Here is an 18,254-nt window from a genome sequence, read left to right on the forward strand (position 1 = left end):
GCCTGTGACTACCACCCTAGTAGCCAGGACGACATCCGCATATGCCAAGGTCGGTTGGCGTCACGGCCCAAGTGTCTCGACATCGAAGAACGACTGCCGGAACATCTGATGTCAGACGTATAATGGAGGCTCAGCGTAGAACGACCAGCAGAAGGTGATCATGGCGGAGCCGACAGAGACCGGACGGAAAGTGACGACCTCCGACAGAATCAAGGATCTCATCCTCTCCGATGGTCTGCGTCCCGGAGACCTGCTGCCGACCGAAGGCGAACTGTGCACCCGCCTCGGCGTCTCGCGGTCGAACGTCCGGGAAGCCATCCGCAAGCTCTCGACCCTCGACATCGTCGACGTCCGGCACGGTCATGGCACCTACGTCGGCGAGATGACGCTCGACGCGCTCGTCGAAGCCCTCGTCTTCCGCGGTGTGCTCAGCCCCGGCGACGACCTCGACGCACTGCGCGATGTCGTCGAAGTGCGCAAGGCCCTCGACCACGGAATGTCCGAACAGATCGTCCACGTCCTCAACGGCACGGAGAATTCCGAGCTCAAGGACCTGGTCGACGAGATGACCGCGCTCGCCGCTGACGGCAAGACCTTCCCGCAGCAGGATCGCGCCTTCCACACGGGACTGCTCGCGAAGCTCGGAAACTCGCTCGTCGGCCAACTCGTCGCTGCTTTCTGGGACGTGCACACCGCCGTCCTGCCTAAACTCAACGTCGCCGTGGCTTCCGACCTGGAACAGACTGCCCGTGCCCACGGCCTCATGCTCGAAGCGGCAGAATCCGGCGATGCCGAGGCCTTCCGAGCCGCGATCACCGCCCACTATGAGCCGATCATGCGGGCCCTCGAACAGAAGTGATTGACTGAAGGCAGAGACGCCCGCACAACCGACCGGGGCAGCGCCGAATTCAGACCGCAGTACGCCGAAGGAGACCACATGGAAGTCGTCATCGCCGACGAATACACGCTAGCGGAGCTCGCCGCCGACGCGATCGAGCGGTTGCTGCGCACCGAAACCGCACCGGTCATCGGCCTGGCCACCGGGTCGAGCCCACTGCGCATCTACGACGAGCTGACCACCCGCCACAAGAACGAGGGTCTGTCCTTCGCCCACGCGCAGGCGTTCATGCTCGACGAATACGTCGGCATCGCCGACGACCATCCGCAGCGCTATCGCAACGTCATCGACGCCGAGATCGCCACTCGAGTCGATTTCGCCGAGGGGGCCGTCCACGGTCCCGAGGGATCCGCCGATGACCTGGCGGCCGCCTCGGCGGACTATGAACGGGAGATCGCCGAGGCGGGCGGGATCGACCTGCAGATCCTCGGGATCGGCAGCGACGGTCACATCGCGTTCAACGAACCCGGATCATCCCTGGCCTCGCGGACGCGGGTGAAATCCCTGACGCACCAGACCCGGCTCGACAATGCGCGGTTCTTCGACGGCGACGTCGAGCAGGTGCCGAAACTGTGCCTGACCCAAGGGTTGGGCACGATCATGGAAGCGAAGCATCTCGTGCTCGTCGCGACCGGAGGCAACAAGGCCGAGGCAGTGCATCAGATGGTCGAAGGGCCGATCTCGGCGATGTGGCCGGCGACCGTGCTGCAGATGCACCCGCATGTCACTGTCATGCTCGATGATGCGGCGGCGTCGAGGCTGCAGCTCGGCGACTATTACCGCCACGCGTATGAGAACAAGCCGGAGTGGCAGAGCCTCTGAGCGATTTCGGCCTGGGCAGGCAACTGGCGGGGCCTCGGAGCGAGATCAACCCGGGCGGGTAGCCGGTCAGCTCATCCCGGGCCGCTTACCTGCGAACTCAGCCCGGGCAGCTGACTCGTGAACTCAGCCCTCGACGGCCTCGGTGAACCATGAGGTGATCGTCGAGGGGTGCGTGATCGCGGTGCCCACGACCACGGCGTCGGCGCCGGCTTCACGGGCGGCGGAGGCATGCAACGGGGTGTGGATGCGGCCCTCGGCGACGAGCAGCGCAGGCAGTTCCGCCGCGCGGATGGCACTGATGAGCTCGAGGTCGGGGCCTTCGGTGGCCGGTCGTTCTCCCGAGTACCCGGCCAAAGTCGTGCCGACGATGTCCGCTCCTGCATCTGCCGCTGCCTTTGCATCGTCAAGGCTGCCGCAATCGGCCATGACCAGGGCGTTCGTCTGCTCGTGGAGGCGTTCGACCGTCTCGGCCAGGCTCAGTCCGTCGGGTCGTTCCCGCCGCGTCCCATCGAGAGCGACGATGTGGGATCCAGCCAGAGCCACTGCATACGCGTGTTGAAAGGTCGGGGTGATGACGACTCCGTCTTTGCCGTCCTTCCACAGCCCGATGACCGGGACGTCGACGGCCGAGCGGGTTGCCTGAATGTCGCCGAGACCTTGCACTCGTACGGCAGATGCTCCTCCGCTGACCGCCGAGGCCGCCACCTGCGCCATCGTCCTCGGATCGCGCATCGGCTCGCCCGGATAGGCCTGAGCGGAGACGATGAGCCGTCCCCGCAGCGCCTCGAGGATCTCGGTCTTCGACAGCATCAGTGAGTCTCCTTCTTCTGGCGGTTCTCCTCGCCGTTCGGCGAGTTCGTCAGTGTGTTGGTTTGACAGGAGGGAAGCGTCTCAGTGCTTCTGGCCAGGCGCGTCATTCCAGAGGCCGGCAGCGCCGATGAGCGCGGCGTCCTGCCCCAATTCTGCCTTCACCAGCCGGGTTCCGGAGGTGGCGGGGATGAGTTCCGCGGCGAAAGCCTCGCGCAGAGGTGCCCACCAGGTCTCGTCCATATCGGCGAGTCCGCCGCCGATGACGACGACCTCGGGGGAGAGCACGTTGACGATCCCACCGAGTGCCGAGCCGAGGGCACGCGCCCCGATGTCGAAGGCGCGAAGCGCCAATGCATCCCCCGCCGAGGCGGCCGCCGCCAATTCTCGGGTGTTCGCCGGGACCGGCGCGGGCGTGAAAGTTGGGGTGAAGGAGTCGCACGGTTTCGCTGAGGCGGGGCTTGAGACGGGAGACTGCCCTTGTGCCGCACGTTCCGATTGCCCGTGGCCGGGCTCGGTCGATCCTTCGACCAAACGCCGGTAAGTCTCGAGAATAGCCGGACCCGAAGCGATGGCTTCGACGTGGCCGTTGCCGCCGCAGGGGCAGTCCAGTCCGGCCGCTGCTGCAGAAGGTACGTGTCCGATATGCCCGGCGGCCGAATTCCGGCCCGTGAGCAAGCGGCCACCACTGATGAACCCGCCACCGATACCGGTGCCTGCCGCGACGAGCAGCGAACTTTGCGTACCGGTGGAGGCTCCGGCAGCCGCCTCGCCGAGGGTATGAGCGTGCACATCGTTGACGGCGCGCACGGGTAGGCCGGTGCGGGCGGTGAGTTCGGAGACCACGTCTGTTCCGGCCCACCCGGGCAGGGAATCCGTCGCCGAGACCACGGCCCCCGTCGTCGTGTCGATGACCCCGGCCGCGCCGACGCCGATCCGCCACGCGAAATCGGAATGCGATCCGGCCTCGCCGAGACCGGCGGGCTCGCCGCTAACGGCCGACTCAAGGCTGGTGCCAACGGCAACCCCGCCACCGGGGTCGGACCCACCCGAGCCGGACTCGGCGCCACGCGAACCCGACGTCTCCACGATGACGGCGGCGGCCACCTCGGCGATTGTGTCGAGTACCGCCTGGGCACCTGCGATCGCGGGCGTCGGCACGCTGCGCACGTGCGCAAGTTCGCCGTCGATGACGGAACCGGCACGGATCTTCGTGCCTCCGACATCGACGGCGACGGTGGCGGGCAGGGTCACAGCAGTCCTGCGGCGGCGACGATTTCGCGGACGCGCTCGGCCTCGTAGGCGTTGAGCGCTTCCATCGGCTCGGCCATCCGGTTCGAACCGATGACGCCCATGAGCTGCAGGGCGGTCTTGAACCCGCCGAGGCCGGCCGCACCAGCGGACACGCGACCCGGGGTCGCGGCTCCGGTGATGTCGAACAGCGCCGCCACACGGTCCTGCTCGGCAGCTGCGGCCTGCCAGTCGCCGGCCTTCGCCGCATCATAGATGCGCACATATCCGGCAGGGTCGACATTGCCGAGCCCGGGGACGATGCCCGCCGCGCCGCCGAGCATCGCACCGTCGGTGACCACCTCGTGGCCGGTGAAGACGGCGAAGTCGGGCAGGTGCTTCGTTGCGAGGAGCAGCCGGCGGAAGCCGACATCATCACCGGAGGAATCCTTGACTCCGGCGATGACGCCCTCCTCGGCGAGGCGGACGAGGACGTCGAGCGGCATCTTCATATGCGTGCGCACGGGCACGTCATAGGCGAACAGGGGCACGCTGATATGGGCGGCGACGGCGCGGAGGTGGCGCTCCACCTCGGCGGCATCGGACAGAGCATAGAACGGCGTGGTCACGACGGCTGCGTCACCGCCGATGGCCAGCAGGCGGTCGGCCTCTTCGAGGACCCGGGTCGTCGTCTGCTCGCTGATGCCCACGAGGACGGGCACCCGGCCGGCGGCGGCCTCGATCGCGGTCTCGAGGACGAGGTCACGCTCGGCGTTCGTCAGGTACGGGACCTCGCCGGAGGACCCGAGCACGAAGATTCCGTGTACACCGCCGGCGACGAGGTGGTCGACGAGGGCGGCCAGCCCGGCGCGGTCGACCTCACCGTCGGAGGTTCGCGGGGTCAGCAGCGGCGGGATGATTCCGTGGAAGTCAGTCATGGTCGTGTCCTTACTTGTCGTTCTTGCTGTTGCTCGCCGAGGTGGCCCCGGGGTCGGCCGGAGCCGATCCGTTCGGCGGGGCAGAGTCGGCGGAGACCGCGGGGGAGGAGGCCACGGATGCGGCGGGCTCCCGGGCAGGTTCGGTGGGGACTCGGCGAGTGTAGGCCGAGCGCTTTCCGTAGATCGTCAGCGGCAGCACATCGTGGTCGCTGCGGCCGGTCTGCATCGCTCCGGTGAGCAGAGAGATGAGGTAGCCGAAGACCATGGCGGCGATGAACGCGACCGCGGAGACGGCGAACGGTGTGAGCCCGGCCTGTTCCTGGACGATCCAGGCCAGTGCGGCACCGAGCAGGAGGCCGGCGAGCACTCCCGAGGTGTTCGCCCGCTTCGTGAAGATGCCGAGTGCGAAGACGCCGGCCAGCGGGACACCGAAGAGTCCGGTGATCGAGAGGAACAGGTCCCAGGTTTGGGCCTGATCGGTCGCCGCGAGGTAGAGCGCAACCCCGACGGACAGGACACCGACGATGACGATGACGGCACGGGAGAAGCCGACTCCGGTGCGAGGCTGGCCATCCTTGGGCGGAAAGAAGCGGTCGCGGATGTCGACGGTCACGCAGGCCGAGATCGAGTTGAGGCTCGAGGAGATCGTCGACTGTGCGGCGGCGAAGATCGCGGCGATGAGCAGACCCGAGATGCCGGCCGGCAGGGCAGTGACCGCGAAGTAGGGCACGAGCGCCGAGGTGTTGAAGCCCTCCGGCAGAGCCTCCGAGTGCTGGTAGAAGCTGTAGAGCACGGTGCCGATGCCGTAGAACAGCGGGATCGTCAGCAGGGCGAGGAAGCCGTTGACGATGAGCGAACGGGCCGTCGACTTCGGCGAATCCGTGGTCTGGTAGCGCTGGACGACGTCCTGGCTGGCCGTGTACTGATGCAGGTTGTTGAAGACCGAACCGAGGAAGACGATCGGGATGGCCGCTGCGGCTCCGCCGAACTTCCAGTTGTCGGCGGAGATGAACTTGTCATCGGCCGCAGCGTCGGCGGCGACCGTGCCGAGCCCTCCGTCGATGGCCATGACGCCGAAGACGAGGATGACCGCCGCGCCGACGAGGAGGATGATGCCCTGAACGACATCGGACCAGATGACGCCTTCGATGCCGCCGAGGAAGGTGTAGACGACCGAGAGCACGCCGACGGCTCCGGCGACGAGCGCCGGGTTGATGTCGGTGACCGAGCTGATGGCCAGTGTCGGCAGGTAGATGACGATGGCGACGCGGCCGATGTGGAAGAGGACGAAGAGGACGGAGCCGAGCACGCGGATGCTCGGGCCGAAGCGCTCCTCGAGGTACTCATATGCCGTGGTGACGTCGAGCTTGCGGAAGAAGGGGATGTAGAAGATCACGAGCAGGGGGACGATCGCGAAGATCGCGATGTTGCCGGCCGCATAGGACCAGTCGCTGAGGAAGGCCTGCTCGGGCGTGGACATGTACGTGATCGCCGACAGCGTCGTCGCGTAGATGGAGAAGCCCGCCGCCCAGGCCGGGATCCGCCCGCTGGCCTTGAAGAACTCCTCTGTTCCGCCGCTGGCTCGCCTGGTGAACCAGACTCCGATGCCGAGGGTGGCCAAGAGGTAGATGATGATCACGGCCCAGTTGAGGCCGCCGAGTCCCGGAGCGTCCATGCTCCCTCCTCACGTGGATGAACGTAGGGGACCGGCGCGGGCGTGAGTGCGAGCGGAAGTCCCATCTGACATAGAAGACCAACACGTAAGACGTATGATGTCCTATGTTGTGAATGTACGGGAATGTGCGGCACGGCACAACCCGGCAGGCGGCGGATGTGCTATCCGCGCAGGTGAGGGCGGGTAGATCGTGAGGGGCCTGCGACATTCGGACGCCCCTTATTGAACACTCTTTCAGTTTCCAATACATTCGGTGAAATACGATGACGTGCAGCAGTCGTGCTGTGAGCCGCTTCCATGGCCGAATACGAGGAGACACGGTGCCCGACCAGCAGCCACTTGACGGAGTCACGGTGATCAGTCTCGCCGTGAACCTGCCCGGCCCTTTGGCCGCCGCCCGATTGAGCGCACTCGGAGCCGAAGTCATCAAGATCGAACCATTGACCGGTGACCCTCTCGATGCCGCTGTGCCCGAATACTACCGAGAACTGACCGTCGGCCAGGACATCCGCAGAATCGACCTCAAGGATCCCGCCGGCGAGGCAGAGCTCGAGGCCCTCGCCGCCGATGCCCAGGTGCTGCTGACGGCGATGAGACCGCGAGCCGCCGCTGCTCTCGGCCTGCCCGAGTTCGTCGAACAGCACGGACTCGTCCATGTCGAGATCGTCGGCTTCGCCGGTGACCGCGCCGATGTGCCCGGTCACGACCTCACCTATCAGGCGGCACATTCCACACTCGTGCCCGGAACGATGCCGACCGTGCCTGTCGCCGACGTCCTCGGCGGCGAACACGCCGCCCTCGAGGCGCTCGCCGGTCTGCGCCAGAAGGAGCAGCTGGGTGCCGCCGGCGGCATCGTCAAGCGGATCGTCCTCGATGATGCTGCCGCATGGGCGGCAGGACCGGCACGGCACGGTCTCAGCTCACCCGGGGGCCACCTCGGCGGGGGATCACCGTTCTACCGGACCTACCCGACCTCCGATGGGCACGTGGCCGTCGCTTGCCTCGAGCCCCATTTCGCGAAGGCGCTGGCGGCGCACATCGGCACCGAGGAGGCCGTGCTCGAGAGCACGTTCGCCGGGAAACCGACCGCGCACTGGGTGGAATTCGCCGCAGAGCACGACCTGCCCATCGAGGCGGTCCGGGCGGGCTGACCGCCTCGGCGAGCATGTGAGCTCGGCGCCCACTTCATGTGACGTAGTTGTGACTGAAAATGACTTGTCGAGTCTCAATCGTGATGATTTACTGAGCTCAACCTGAACCGGGAACGACGATACTTCTGCCGCTGAGCACTTCCCACTGATGCATTGTGACCTATGAGCGCGATTACCCCAGGATAGTCCTATTTCGCGAACATTCTATTCATCTCACCTGGGGGATCATTATGATTGCCATCAGCAAGCGTGCCGTGATCGGCATACTGCTCGCACTAGCACTCGTTGCAGGAATGACGGGACTTTCCGTCGTCTCGGCCACGGTCGAAGCTGCTCCGGCGGCAGCGAAGACATCGAAAGCTCCGATGAGACAATCCGCGTGGAACTGTTACAAGAAGTACTCGAAGGCATGCATAACTCGGTTCGGCTACAGCGGAAAGTCAACATGGGGATATCCGAAGGACAAATACGGCAACAATTGCACTAACTATGCGGCATTCAGGCTATCGAAAGATAAGAAGAAGAACCCGGGCAACCTCGGCAATGCAAACCAATGGGCTGCGGCTGCGAAGAAGAAGGGGCTGAAGGTCAGCAAGACTCCGACGGTCGGATCGATCGCGCAGTGGAACGGCCCCGGTTACGGACACGTCGCTTATGTCGATTGGGTCAGTGCCGACGGTAAGACCGTCTATGTTTCGGAATCAGGCTACGGTGTCAAAGGACTCGCCAGTATGTCTGGCCGTTCAGTGCTTCGCAAAGGCAAGAAGAACATCGGTCCTGATGCTCACCTCGGTTGGCCCTCAAACTTCATCACCTTCAAGAAGGCTTCGTCGAAGCCCGCGCCGCCCAAGGCCGTGACCGGGAAGGTGATGGTCAAGACCCAGAAGATGTCGAAGGCGACACTGAAGTCGACACAGAAGGGCTGGTACGCGAAGGGCAGCAAGCTGACTCTCAAGTGCTATGTCCGCGGCCAGAAGGTCAAGGGCTATTACAGCGCTTCGTTCAAGGGCGGCTGGGATGACCTCTGGTACAAGATCTCTGACGGCTACTACGCCGCCGATGTTGACCTCAACACCGGGTCGAACAAACCGGTGACGAAGAAGTGCTGAAGGTCAGGCATTGACGCGCTGACGGAGGTGGGGCCCGGTGCATGCAGGGCCCCACCTGTATGCCCCCTCAAGACCGAGCATTCGCGCGTGTGGGAAGATTGAGGGCGTGTCGAAAGTACTTGAGATCCTGACCCCGGAGGGCCTTCCGCCGCTTAACGAGAAGCCCGGAGTCTCCTTCATCATGCCGGTCCTCAACGAGGCCGAGCACATCGAACAGGCGATCACCACGATCCTCGCGCAGGAGTATGACGGAGACAAGGAGATCGTCCTCGCCCTCGGCCCCTCGACCGACGATACGAACGCCATCATCGAAACGATGGCCGCCCGCGACCCGCGGATCCAGACTGTCGACAATCCGCAGGCCGCGACCCCGATCGGACTCAACCTCGCTATCGCCGCGACCCGCCACCCGGTGATCATCCGCGTCGACGCGCACTCCGGGCTCGGCGCCGACTACACTCGGCAGGCCATCGACACCCTGCGTGAGACGAAGGCCGCGAACTGCGGCGGACTCATGCTCGCCCGTGGCAAGACCTCCTTCCAGAAGGCCGTGGCGCGGGCATACATGTCCCCGGTCGGCCTCGGCGGTCCCGCCTACCACTCCGGCGACGAGGCGCAGGAAGCCGAATCGGCCTACCTCGGCGTCTACCGTCGGGAAGTGTTCGACCACCTCGGCGGATTCGACGAAGGCATCAAACGCGGTCAGGACTGGGAACTCAACCTGCGCATCCGCTCCGCCGGCGGCCGCATCTGGTTCAACCCGGACATGGAAGTCACGTACTGGCCGCGCGGCACGTGGTCGAAGATCGCGCAGCAGTTCTGGGCCACCGGAATCTGGCGGGCCGAACTCATCCGCCGTTACGGATCGCAGAACTCCATCCGCTACTTCGCCCCGCCGCTGCTCGTGCTCGGCATGAGTGCGGCCGTGATCGAGACCCTGCTCCAGCTGTCAGGATCGACGAAGCGGTGGCCGAAGTTCCTCCGCCGCTTCACCTCGCTGATCCACGTGCCCAGCTTCGGCTACATCGCCGGAATCCTGGCGACCGCCTCGGCGGCGAAGGACTGCGGACGACGCGAGCGATTCTGGTTCGGCATCGTCCTGCCGACCATGCACCTGTGCTGGGGCGCCGGGTTCCTCCGGGGACTCGTCACCGGAGCCGGAACGACGAAGGATGGCAGTCGATGAGCAAGAAGAAGCCGAGCCGGGCCCACCGGGACCGATACGGCCGCGGCACCACTGATCCGCTGCCGAGCGTCGATCCCGAATCCCGCGAGCGGATTCCCGTGCCCGAGCGTCCCGCGCCGAAGAAATTCAACGCACCCCTGTGGGCCGGCGCCATCGTTGTCCTCCTCGTCGCGGGTGTGTTCGCGATGAACATCTTCGGTTCCGACGACCAACTGACGGTCGATTCGCTCAACCCACCGGCCGTGGGCGCCCTCGACGGCGGATCCTCGGTGTACCCGGCGAACTCGAAGCTCGCCTTCACCGAGAACGTGAAGTTCGGCTACCTGCCCGCGCCCACTCTGTCGGCGTTGGGCGACGGCACGATCGTCGCCGCGAACCCGGAGACCGCGGCCGAGGACATGGGCCTGAAGAAGTCCCTCGACGAGCTCGACTCCGCGGAATTCCTCGACCAGACCATCAAACCGGCCCGCAAGAACACGAGCCCCAGTGAGCCCATGACCTGGGATCAGATCGTCGACGAGTTCGGCGGGGACACAGTATTCCTGCCCGCCATCGATTCCGCCGAGGTGGCCACCCCGGCATTGAAGACCATCACCGAGGCGGGGCTCGAGGACTCGACGCTCGTGCGCACCGATGACGCCGAGGTGGCCCGCGCCGCCGCCGATGCCGGCGTTGGCGCCATGTTCACCGGAGACGTGACAGCTACCGGGAACGAGTCGCTGTCCAGCGACGGGTACACGGCCTTGGCTGTCGAGGCCGATGCCGCAGAGAAATGGACCGGAGTCGACCTGGCCGTCTGGGCCACCGGAGTCAAGGACAAGAAGCAGCTCGAGAGCCTCGCCGACGCCGGGGTCACCGGCGCGCTGAGCGAGAACCCGTACAAGATCCTGCCGTCCGAAGTGAAGACCGACTAAGAAGGAGACGCAATGACTCAGCCCATCGGCAACCCATCGCATATCGGGAATCTGAATGCCAGCCAGCTCGGCCCGCAGCCGACCTACCTGCCCGATGATCACCCCGACGTCGACGCTCGCAAGCGCATCGACGCAGGTGAAGAGCCCATCGACGTCGCCGCGGCACTGCCGGCTTCCTCCCTGGCCTGGGCGGAACTCGCGGATGAAGCGCACAAGGAGGGCCGCCTCGTCGACGCCTATGCCTACGCCCGCGTCGGCTACCACCGCGGACTCGACGCCCTGCGTGCCGCCGGATGGCGCGGCGCCGGACCGATCCCGTACTCGCACGAAGTCAACCGCGGATTCCTCCGCGCGCTTTACGCCCTCGGCCGTGCCGCCGGCGCGATCGGTGAAGGTGAGGAAGCCGCCCGCATCGAAGAGTTCCTGCACTCGTCAGATCCGACGGCAGTGGAGGCCATCGGCCGCGGGGAGTAGACCCGCCGCAGCTTTTTCGGACACATCGGCCTCCGTAGTGCGTGAGCAAACGCACCTCGGAGGCCGATTGTGCTTGTCGGCAGGGCGGCGTAGAACTATATGAATGGGTAATGTTTCCGAGACAGTCATGACGGCAGAGCAGCGCAAGATCCTGGCGGTGATGCTCGTCCCGATGTTCATGTCGCTCCTGAGCGTCTCGATCGTCAATGTCATCCTTCCCGACATGCAGCGCTCGATCGGGGCCTCGAACTCGGCGATCCAATGGGTGCTCTCGGGCTATACGCTCGCCTTCGGCGTGCTCCTCGTCGCCGCCGGCCGAGCCGGAGACCTCTTCGGACGTGGTCGGCTCTTCGTCATCGGCGTCAGTGTCTTCGCCCTCGGCTCCCTCATCTCGGGTCTGTCCCCGGACCCGCTCGTGCTCAACGTCGCCCGTGTCGTCATGGGCCTCGGCTCCGGCCTGCTCAGCCCCCAGGGGGTGGGGATGCTCCAGCAGTACTTCCACGGCAAGGTGCGCGGTCGCGCCTACGGGATGTTCGGCACGATCGTCGGCGTCTCCGTGGGCATCGGCCCCGTGCTCGGCGGCGGACTCATCGCTGTTCTCGGCGACGAGTGGGGCTGGCGTTCGGCGTTCCTCATCAACGTGCCGATCGCCCTGGCCGCAATCATCCTCGGCCGTTTCTGGCTGCCGAAGAGCGCCTGGATCGGCACCGGCACCGAGTCCGATTCGGATGGCCGACGCCGCGCCGACTTCGATCCGGTCGGGCTCGTTCTGCTCGGCGTGGGCACGTTGCTGGTCATGCTGCCCTTCCTCGAGCGCAGCGCAGGTGCTTGGATTTATGCCCTCGTCCCGGTCGGCGTCGCCGTCGTCTGGCTGTGGGTGCGGTGGGAGAACCGATACTCCCGCCGAGGCGGATCACCGATGGTCGACATGCAGCTGTTCCGGACGCGCAGCTTCGCCTACGGGGCGTCGCTGACGTCCATGTATTTCGTCGGTATGCCCGGCATCTGGGTCATCGTGGCGCTCTATCTGCAGAACGGTCTCGGATTCCCCGCCCTCCACGCGGGCCTCGTCGGTCTGCCCTCGGCGCTGCTCTCGGCGATCGCAGCACAGGCGGCCGGCCGTGTCGTGCTCACCTTCGGCCGGAAGATGGTCGTCCTCGGGGTCGCAATCGGTCTGACCGGGGTCGTCGCCTCGGCGCTCCTCGTGCTGGCGCATGAGGCCTGGGGGATCAGCATCTGGTGGCTGCTCCTCACTCTCGGGGTCACCGGCCTCGGGCAGGGCATGGCGATCAGCCCGAATCAGACGCTCACTCTGGCTGAGGTGCCCGTCGAGTATGCGGGCAGCTCGGGCGGTGTGATGCAGACCGGGCAGCGGGTGGGCACGGCCATCGGCATCGCAATCGTCACCGCCGTGTTCTTCGTCGTCCAGCCGATGGCCGGCTACGGCGCCGCCATCGTGGCGGGCTTCGGGTTCATTGCGCTCGTCATCGTCTTCGCCGGAATCATCGGACTGGTCGATCTTGCCCGCGGTCGGGCTAAGGCCCGGCAGGAAGGGCAGCCGGTCAGGAGCTGAGGCCGGTCTTGCGCAGGGGAGTGCCTCGCCCGACCGTTTCGGTCACGTCTGGGCGGAGGCGACTCGGCCGGGTCAGTCGCGAGATTCAGTGGCGGTTGCCTCGGCGCGTTCGATGTCCTGGGCGGCGAACACGGCGTCGAGGAGGCCGGGGAAGCGGGCATCGAGATCGTCCTTGCGCAGGGTATTCATGATCTTCGTGCCCTCATATTCCTGTCGGATCACGCCGGCTTCGCGCAGAGTGCGGAAGTGGTAGGTCGCCGTGGACTTCGACACCGGCAACTCAAAGGTCGCGCACGCATGATCGCCGAATGCGTCGTTGAGCTTGCAGGCGACGGTGCGGCGGACCGGGTCGGCGAGGGCGGCCAGGACGGTGTCGAGTCTCATCTCGTCCCTGCTGGGGTGGTCGAGTGTGCGCATCTGGATCCTCCCATCTCGCCATCGCGTCGATCAGCGTCGGTGGATGTCATCTGAACAGCCACCGATCACAGGTAGCGCCGCATCCCTTCATTGTACGAAATATTTGGTAGTACGAAATTCATCGTAGTAGAGTGCGAACCCGAAGTACGAAGAATCTCATACTTCTGGACGATCATTCTCGACGAGATCACGAGGTCTTATGTCTCATCTCCTGTTCGAACCGCTCACCCTGCGCGGACTCACGTTCCGCAACCGCATCTGGGTTCCGCCCATGTGCCAGTACTCCGTTGAGAATCTCGACGGCGTTCCCGCACCATGGCACACCGTCCACTACGGCGCGATGGCCAGGGGAGGTGCGGGAGCCGTCATCGTCGAAGCCACCGGCGTCACTCCGGAGGGGCGGATCTCGGCGAAGGACCTGGGGCTGTGGAACGACGCGCAGCGCGACGCCTTCGCCCCCATCGTCGACTTCCTTCACTCGCAGGGAGCGGCCGCCGGCATCCAGCTCGGCCACGCGGGCCGCAAGGCCTCGACATATCCCGAGTGGGGGACCGACGGCGATGGCAGCGTCCCGGTCGAGCAGGGCGGTTGGCAGACCGTGGCTCCGTCTGCGTTGGCCTTCGAGGGTCTTGCCGAACCCCGGGCTCTGACTGAGACGGAGATCGCCGAGGTGGTCGCGGCCTTCCGGTCCTCGGCCCGTCGGGCGATCGAGGCCGGGTTCGACTTCGTCGAGATCCATGGTGCACACGGGTACCTCCTCCATGAGTTCCTGTCGCCCCTGAGCAATACGCGCACCGACTCCTACGGCGGAACTTTGGAGAACCGGGCCCGACTGCTGCTCGAGATCGTCGATGCCACCCGCGCCGAGGTGGGCGACGACGTTCCCGTGTTCGTGCGCCTGTCCGCAACGGACTGGACCGACGGTGGGCTCACACTCGACGACACCGTCCACGTCGCCGGATGGCTCAAGGAACACGGCGTCGACCTCATCGACGTCTCCTCCGGCGGCAATGTGATGGCGTCGATTCCCGTCGGTCCCGGCTACCAGACGACCCTGGCCGCCGGAGTGCGCCAGGGATCGGGGCTGCCGACCGCGGCCGTCGGCCTCATCAGCGAACCGTTCCAGGGCGAGCACATACTGGCCACCGGCCAGGCCGATGCGATCCTCGCGGGCCGTGAGCATCTGCGCGACCCGAACTTCACGCTGCGCGCCGCCGACGCACTGCGCTTCGACATCGACTACCGCCCGGCTCAGTACCACCGCGCGTATAAGTGAGCTGAGCTCAATTCGCTGGAGCGGCTCGGCGCTCATGCGCTGACGGCCCAGTTGAAGTCGCACAGCACATGTTCAAATGTGTGTTCTTCGACTTCAACTGGGCCGTTCGGCGTCTGCGCGGACAGCGCCTTGCCGAAGGTGAGCGTGTGGAGATGTGGCTGAGTCCAGAACGGTCTGTCGCAGCTAAGCCAGGCCGCCGAGCCACATTCCGATCGCCGCGGTCGCCGTGGCGAAGACGAGGGTGCCAAGCCCGTTGACCAGGCCGGCGACCCAGCGACGTTCCTGGAGAAGCCGAACAGTCTCGAAGCTCGCCGTCGAAAAAGTCGTATAGCCACCGAGGAATCCCGTGCCGAGCACCAGGTGCCAGGCTTCCGGCAGCAGATTCGCACCGGCCAGTCCGGTCAGCAGTCCGAGCACGAGTGATCCCGAGACATTGATGATGATCGTCCCCCACGGCAGGGCCGTGCTCATGCGGGACTTGATGAGTCCGTCGAGCAGCATTCGTGATGAGGCGCCGAGCCCGCCGGCGGCGGCAAGGGCGATGAAGACCAGCGGCGTCATCGGGCACCTCCTCGACGCAGCGTCGTCGCCGTGGCGATGCCGGCGAACGTGGCGAGACCGCCGATGAGTACCGTTCCCACCGCGTAGGCAAGACCGATGCCGGGGTTGCTCGCACCGCCCGGATCCGCGCCGAGGAGGCCCGCCGTATCCGCGGCCAGTGCGCTGTACGTGGTGAATCCGCCCATGAAACCGGTGCCGACCAGGACCCGCGTTCGGCGACGCCACCCGTCATCTGGACCGCTGCGCGCCAGGGAATCCAACAGCAGGCCGAGCAGGAACGCCCCGAGGATGTTGACCGTGAGGATCGCCCACGGCACACCGCCGAGGGGCGGCAGGCTCAGGCTGATCGCCTCGCGTGCCGCGGTTCCGAGTACGCCGCCGATGAACGCGAGCCCCAGATAGGACAGGCGCAGATGGACCGGCCGGGTCACTGCCCGGCCTCGCCGGTCAGAGGTTCAGCAGCGGGGGAGGCGCCTGGTCTCGGCGACGTTGCAGGAGCTTCGGGGGCATCCATGCCGTCGGCGCCTGCTGCCAGCGGAACGACGACGAGCGGGCGATGCTGGCGCCTTGACAGTTGGATCGCGACCGAACCGTTGAAGAACTCATGCAATGAGCCGCGGACACCTGCGCGACGGACGCCGAGGATGATCATGCGGGCATCGAGCGCCTCGGCGAGCCGGTCGAGTTCCTGCGCCGGCGACCCCGCCAGTGCGCGGGTCGACCAGGCCACATGTGTCCCTGCCAGGGCGGCAGCGATGCGGTGCTCGAGTTCTGGGGCGAACTCGGTGGCTGCCTCGTCGGTGGTGTCCGGATCGATGGGCATCGAGAGCACGGAGCCGTCGGGACGAGTCTCAACGGTGCAGCGGGAGTCGTCGACGTGGGCGCAGACGAGCTCGGTGTCGAAATGGGCGGCGTAGTCCGCGGCGGCGGCGATCACCTCGGCGGGCTGATCGGGGACGACGCCGAGGATGATGCGGGCGCGCGGTGGACCGTCATGTTTCGGATCGCGATGTCTCGGATCGGGGCTGGCGGTCATGGTCTCTCCTACCTTTCGGGCATGCTGAAGCCGGTCGAGGTAGGGACTGTTGTCGTCTGCGGAGTCTCGAGCTTCTGCACGAGTCCCGCGCCGAGGTTGGGTACGGCGAGCCCCACCGCCGTGCCGTGCCGCGCAGGCGCGACACCAATATTGTGCCACAGGGTCGCAGCGAAAAGGCCGTCGGATGGCCGGCATCCGAAGATGGCCGGCATCCGACGGCCCTTTCGCTGGGGTGTCAGCGCTCGCTGGGCCTCAGCCTTCGCGGATCGTCATCCGGCTCAGTTTGTCGCCGTCGATGATGAAGGCGAATGATGATCGACCGTTGGCATGCGTCGAACGCCAATCGCCGACGACGATGACGTCGTTTCCGTCGACGGTGACCTCCTCTGGCGTGAGGATGCCGGTTGCGCCGATGAACTCCTTGTCGCTCCACGCCTTGATGGCCTCTCGGCCCTGGAACTCGCGGCCCCAGTCATCCACGACGCCGTCAGAGGTGAATGCGTCGAGGAAACCCTGGTCATCGTGAGCGTTGACGGTGTCGATGAAGCCGGCGACGGGTTCGGGAATCTGCAGATCTGACATGTGTGCTCCTGTGGTTTTGAGAGGTGGTTGTCGGATGGGTGCTCAGAGGACGGAAGTGTCGGGTCTGCCTCAGCGAGTGGTGTAGCCGCCGTTGGCGAAGATCGTCTGGCCGGTGATCCAGCTGCCTTCCGTGGCGAGGAATCGCACGATCGGTGCGATGTCCTCGATCCGGGTCAGACGGTTGCCCATGCCCTGCGATTTGTGGAACTCCACTCGTTCCGGAGTCTCCTGACCGTAGAAGAAGGGAGTGTCCATGGGCCCGGGTGCGATGGCGGTGACGGAGATGCCGCGGTCGGCATATTCCTTCGCTGCGGCTCGGGTGAAGTGCTCGACCGGGCTCTTGCCGCCGGCATAGGTCGAATAGCCGTCGGTGAACGCGGCGAGCAGGGCAGTGACGATGGTGACGATCTTCCCATTGTCGGCAAGGTGTCTGCCTGCTTCCTTGATGAAGAAGTACGCGGCCTTCGCGTTGATGTCGAACATCGCGTCGTACTCGTCCTCGGTGGTCTCCGCAATGGGCTTGCGCAGAACCTTGCCAGTCGTGTTCACCGCGATATCGATGGACCCCAGTGCCGAGACGGCATCGGCGAAGAGCTTCTCGACAGTGGCGGGTTTGGTGAGATCTCCGGTGAGCAGGACGCCCTTCGAGCCGCTGGATTCGACGGCTGCGAGTGTCTCTTCAGCTTCCGGGCGCGTTGACTCCGAGTTGTAGTGGATGGCGACATCGGCTCCGGCTGCTGCGGTCTGCCGGGCGATGAGTCCGCCGAGGTTCTTCCCGCCCCCGGCGATGAGGACGGTCTTGCCTTGAAGGGTCTGTTCGGTCATGGTCTCAATCTCCATATCGTTGTTACATCGAACTATAACTACGGTACACTATAATATAGCGATATGACAGAAGTTGAGGCAACGGATACACGGACTCGGCTGCTCGAGGCGGCCGCTGACCTCATCGCCGCTGCGCCCGGCGAGGACTTCTCACTGCGGGCGGTCTGCGACGCGGCGGGGGTCAAGATGCCCACTCTGTACCATTTCTTCGGCAATAAGCAGGGGCTGATCGAGGCCGTCGTCGAGCGTGGCTTCGACATGTATCTGTCGGCCAAATCCTCGACCGAATCCAGTGGCGACCCGATTCAGGATCTGCGTCTGGGCTGGGATGCTCACGTCGCCTTCGGACTGGAGAATCCGGGTTTCTACACCCTCATGTACGGCAAGGTCAGACCCGGCTATTCACCCGAGGCACAGTCGAAGCCGAGCGAGATTCTGCGCGGTCTGACGCTCAAAGCGGAACAGGTCGGACGGCTCGTCGTCGGCCACGAGCAGGCGGCAGCTCATGTGCTCGCCACGAATATCGGCGTCACCCTGCGGCTGATCATTCAAGGCAGGAACGATCCCGAACTTTCAGCAGGCGTCCGCGAAGGCGTCCTCGCCGCCATCACCGGAACAGGACAGAGCGAACCGGGCGACGGTCGTCTGGGTCATGCTGTCATCGAACGTGCTGCGGCGAATCCGGACATCCTGGGCGAAACGGAGACTCAGCTCCTCATCCAATGGATCGGCCGCCTCGGCGAGGTCTGAAAACGGTCGCCGAACGGGCAGCCGCGCCCG

General features: G+C 65.5%; 20 protein-coding genes. 10 read left to right on the forward strand and 10 right to left on the reverse strand.

All coding sequences use genetic code 11. The annotated features are described in order from the left end of the window. The first annotated feature begins 160 nt into the window (after positions 1–160). Positions 161–859: a FadR/GntR family transcriptional regulator gene (locus ACSBQT_RS03880; protein WP_410709853.1), complete on the forward strand. Its 699-nt coding sequence runs from the start codon at positions 161–163 to the stop codon at positions 857–859. Positions 860–937: 78 nt separating this feature from the next. Next, positions 938–1,720: a glucosamine-6-phosphate deaminase gene (gene nagB, locus ACSBQT_RS03885; RefSeq protein WP_410709854.1), complete on the forward strand. Its 783-nt coding sequence runs from the start codon at positions 938–940 to the stop codon at positions 1,718–1,720. A gap of 123 nt (positions 1,721–1,843) precedes the next feature. Here the strand turns inward: nagB and ACSBQT_RS03890 are convergent, their stop codons facing one another. From ACSBQT_RS03890 to ACSBQT_RS03905, 4 genes are all read right to left on the reverse strand, one after another. Continuing rightward, positions 1,844–2,530: an N-acetylmannosamine-6-phosphate 2-epimerase gene (locus ACSBQT_RS03890; RefSeq protein ID WP_410709855.1), complete on the reverse strand. Its 687-nt coding sequence runs from the start codon at positions 2,528–2,530 to the stop codon at positions 1,844–1,846. Positions 2,531–2,611: 81 nt separating this feature from the next. Continuing rightward, positions 2,612–3,781 carry an ROK family protein gene (locus tag ACSBQT_RS03895; RefSeq protein ID WP_410709856.1) on the reverse strand — a complete coding sequence of 390 codons (1,170 nt, stop codon included), beginning with the start codon at positions 3,779–3,781 and terminating at the stop codon, positions 2,612–2,614. After that, positions 3,778–4,695, reverse strand: a complete 918-nt coding sequence (locus ACSBQT_RS03900; RefSeq protein ID WP_435000927.1) for a dihydrodipicolinate synthase family protein — start codon at positions 4,693–4,695, stop codon at positions 3,778–3,780. Before ACSBQT_RS03900 ends, ACSBQT_RS03895 begins: the two co-directional genes overlap by 4 nt. 10 nt (positions 4,696–4,705) lie before the next feature. Further along, positions 4,706–6,370, reverse strand: a complete 1,665-nt coding sequence (locus ACSBQT_RS03905) for a sodium:solute symporter (protein ID WP_435000928.1) — start codon at positions 6,368–6,370, stop codon at positions 4,706–4,708. Between the two features lie 320 nt (positions 6,371–6,690). Between ACSBQT_RS03905 and ACSBQT_RS03910 the strand changes: the two genes are divergently transcribed. The 6 genes from ACSBQT_RS03910 to ACSBQT_RS03935 all read left to right on the forward strand — a co-directional run bounded on the left by ACSBQT_RS03910 (position 6,691) and on the right by ACSBQT_RS03935 (position 12,777). After that, the gene (locus tag ACSBQT_RS03910; protein ID WP_435000930.1) at positions 6,691–7,521 is read left to right on the forward strand and encodes a CoA transferase; all 831 of its coding nucleotides are present in this window, start codon (positions 6,691–6,693) and stop codon (positions 7,519–7,521) included. 155 nt (positions 7,522–7,676) lie between these two features. Then, positions 7,677–8,630 carry a CHAP domain-containing protein gene (locus tag ACSBQT_RS03915; RefSeq protein WP_435000931.1) on the forward strand — a complete coding sequence of 318 codons (954 nt, stop codon included), beginning with the start codon at positions 7,677–7,679 and terminating at the stop codon, positions 8,628–8,630. 106 nt (positions 8,631–8,736) lie between these two features. Continuing rightward, positions 8,737–9,816, forward strand: coding sequence for a glycosyltransferase family 2 protein (locus ACSBQT_RS03920; RefSeq protein ID WP_435000932.1), 1,080 nt, complete (start codon positions 8,737–8,739; stop codon positions 9,814–9,816). Continuing rightward, positions 9,813–10,730 (forward strand): hypothetical protein, encoded by a 918-nt coding sequence (locus tag ACSBQT_RS03925; protein WP_435000934.1) that lies wholly within the window; start codon positions 9,813–9,815, stop codon positions 10,728–10,730. Before ACSBQT_RS03920 ends, ACSBQT_RS03925 begins: the two co-directional genes overlap by 4 nt. Positions 10,731–10,742: 12 nt before the next feature. Then, positions 10,743–11,204, forward strand: a complete 462-nt coding sequence (locus ACSBQT_RS03930) for a DUF3151 domain-containing protein (RefSeq protein ID WP_435000936.1) — start codon at positions 10,743–10,745, stop codon at positions 11,202–11,204. A 127-nt stretch (positions 11,205–11,331) separates the two neighbouring features. Further along, positions 11,332–12,777 carry an MFS transporter gene (locus ACSBQT_RS03935; protein WP_435000937.1) on the forward strand — a complete coding sequence of 482 codons (1,446 nt, stop codon included), beginning with the start codon at positions 11,332–11,334 and terminating at the stop codon, positions 12,775–12,777. A 72-nt stretch (positions 12,778–12,849) separates the two neighbouring features. Here ACSBQT_RS03935 and ACSBQT_RS03940 read toward each other — a convergent pair whose 3' ends face one another. Continuing rightward, on the reverse strand, positions 12,850–13,194 hold the full coding sequence (locus ACSBQT_RS03940; protein ID WP_435000938.1) for an ArsR/SmtB family transcription factor: 345 nt from the start codon (positions 13,192–13,194) through the stop codon (positions 12,850–12,852). 199 nt (positions 13,195–13,393) lie between these two features. Between ACSBQT_RS03940 and ACSBQT_RS03945 the strand changes: the two genes are divergently transcribed. Then, positions 13,394–14,470 (forward strand): NADH:flavin oxidoreductase/NADH oxidase, encoded by a 1,077-nt coding sequence (locus tag ACSBQT_RS03945; RefSeq protein WP_435000939.1) that lies wholly within the window; start codon positions 13,394–13,396, stop codon positions 14,468–14,470. A gap of 183 nt (positions 14,471–14,653) precedes the next feature. On the opposite strand, the gene crcB is transcribed toward ACSBQT_RS03945, so the two are convergent. The 5 genes from crcB to ACSBQT_RS03970 all read right to left on the reverse strand — a co-directional run bounded on the left by crcB (position 14,654) and on the right by ACSBQT_RS03970 (position 17,474). Then, positions 14,654–15,031 (reverse strand): fluoride efflux transporter CrcB, encoded by a 378-nt coding sequence (crcB, locus tag ACSBQT_RS03950; RefSeq protein ID WP_435000941.1) that lies wholly within the window; start codon positions 15,029–15,031, stop codon positions 14,654–14,656. Continuing rightward, complete coding sequence (locus ACSBQT_RS03955) at positions 15,028–15,462, reverse strand: fluoride efflux transporter FluC (protein WP_435000942.1); 435 nt, start codon at positions 15,460–15,462, stop codon at positions 15,028–15,030. The genes crcB and ACSBQT_RS03955 overlap by 4 nt, the downstream gene beginning before the upstream one ends. Beyond that, a complete protein-coding gene (locus tag ACSBQT_RS03960) occupies positions 15,459–16,067 on the reverse strand; it encodes a universal stress protein (protein WP_435000943.1) in 609 nt (202 codons plus the stop codon). The genes ACSBQT_RS03955 and ACSBQT_RS03960 overlap by 4 nt, the downstream gene beginning before the upstream one ends. A 252-nt stretch (positions 16,068–16,319) precedes the next feature. Next, the gene (locus ACSBQT_RS03965; RefSeq protein ID WP_139469895.1) at positions 16,320–16,649 is read right to left on the reverse strand and encodes a nuclear transport factor 2 family protein; all 330 of its coding nucleotides are present in this window, start codon (positions 16,647–16,649) and stop codon (positions 16,320–16,322) included. Between the two features lie 69 nt (positions 16,650–16,718). After that, positions 16,719–17,474 carry an SDR family oxidoreductase gene (locus tag ACSBQT_RS03970; RefSeq protein WP_435000944.1) on the reverse strand — a complete coding sequence of 252 codons (756 nt, stop codon included), beginning with the start codon at positions 17,472–17,474 and terminating at the stop codon, positions 16,719–16,721. A 63-nt stretch (positions 17,475–17,537) separates the two neighbouring features. Between ACSBQT_RS03970 and ACSBQT_RS03975 the strand changes: the two genes are divergently transcribed. Then, positions 17,538–18,224 carry a TetR/AcrR family transcriptional regulator gene (locus ACSBQT_RS03975; protein WP_435000945.1) on the forward strand — a complete coding sequence of 229 codons (687 nt, stop codon included), beginning with the start codon at positions 17,538–17,540 and terminating at the stop codon, positions 18,222–18,224. Positions 18,225–18,254: the final 30 nt, after the last annotated feature.

Source organism: Brevibacterium sp. H602 (assembly GCF_051172395.1).
GTDB lineage: Bacteria > Actinomycetota > Actinomycetes > Actinomycetales > Brevibacteriaceae > Brevibacterium.

Coding starts and splice junctions, on each gene's coding strand:
- ACSBQT_RS03880 (WP_410709853.1), top strand. CDS start 161: ATGGCGGAGCCGACAGAGACCGGACGGAAAGTGACGACCTCCGACAGA.
- nagB (WP_410709854.1), top strand. CDS start 938: ATGGAAGTCGTCATCGCCGACGAATACACGCTAGCGGAGCTCGCCGCC.
- ACSBQT_RS03890 (WP_410709855.1), bottom strand. CDS start 2,530: ATGCTGTCGAAGACCGAGATCCTCGAGGCGCTGCGGGGACGGCTCATC.
- ACSBQT_RS03900 (WP_435000927.1), bottom strand. CDS start 4,695: ATGACTGACTTCCACGGAATCATCCCGCCGCTGCTGACCCCGCGAACC.
- ACSBQT_RS03905 (WP_435000928.1), bottom strand. CDS start 6,370: ATGGACGCTCCGGGACTCGGCGGCCTCAACTGGGCCGTGATCATCATC.
- ACSBQT_RS03925 (WP_435000934.1), top strand. CDS start 9,813: ATGAGCAAGAAGAAGCCGAGCCGGGCCCACCGGGACCGATACGGCCGC.
- ACSBQT_RS03930 (WP_435000936.1), top strand. CDS start 10,743: ATGACTCAGCCCATCGGCAACCCATCGCATATCGGGAATCTGAATGCC.
- ACSBQT_RS03935 (WP_435000937.1), top strand. CDS start 11,332: ATGACGGCAGAGCAGCGCAAGATCCTGGCGGTGATGCTCGTCCCGATG.
- ACSBQT_RS03940 (WP_435000938.1), bottom strand. CDS start 13,194: ATGCGCACACTCGACCACCCCAGCAGGGACGAGATGAGACTCGACACC.
- ACSBQT_RS03945 (WP_435000939.1), top strand. CDS start 13,394: ATGTCTCATCTCCTGTTCGAACCGCTCACCCTGCGCGGACTCACGTTC.
- crcB (WP_435000941.1), bottom strand. CDS start 15,031: ATGACGCCGCTGGTCTTCATCGCCCTTGCCGCCGCCGGCGGGCTCGGC.
- ACSBQT_RS03960 (WP_435000943.1), bottom strand. CDS start 16,067: ATGACCGCCAGCCCCGATCCGAGACATCGCGATCCGAAACATGACGGT.
- ACSBQT_RS03965 (WP_139469895.1), bottom strand. CDS start 16,649: ATGTCAGATCTGCAGATTCCCGAACCCGTCGCCGGCTTCATCGACACC.
- ACSBQT_RS03970 (WP_435000944.1), bottom strand. CDS start 17,474: ATGACCGAACAGACCCTTCAAGGCAAGACCGTCCTCATCGCCGGGGGC.
- ACSBQT_RS03975 (WP_435000945.1), top strand. CDS start 17,538: ATGACAGAAGTTGAGGCAACGGATACACGGACTCGGCTGCTCGAGGCG.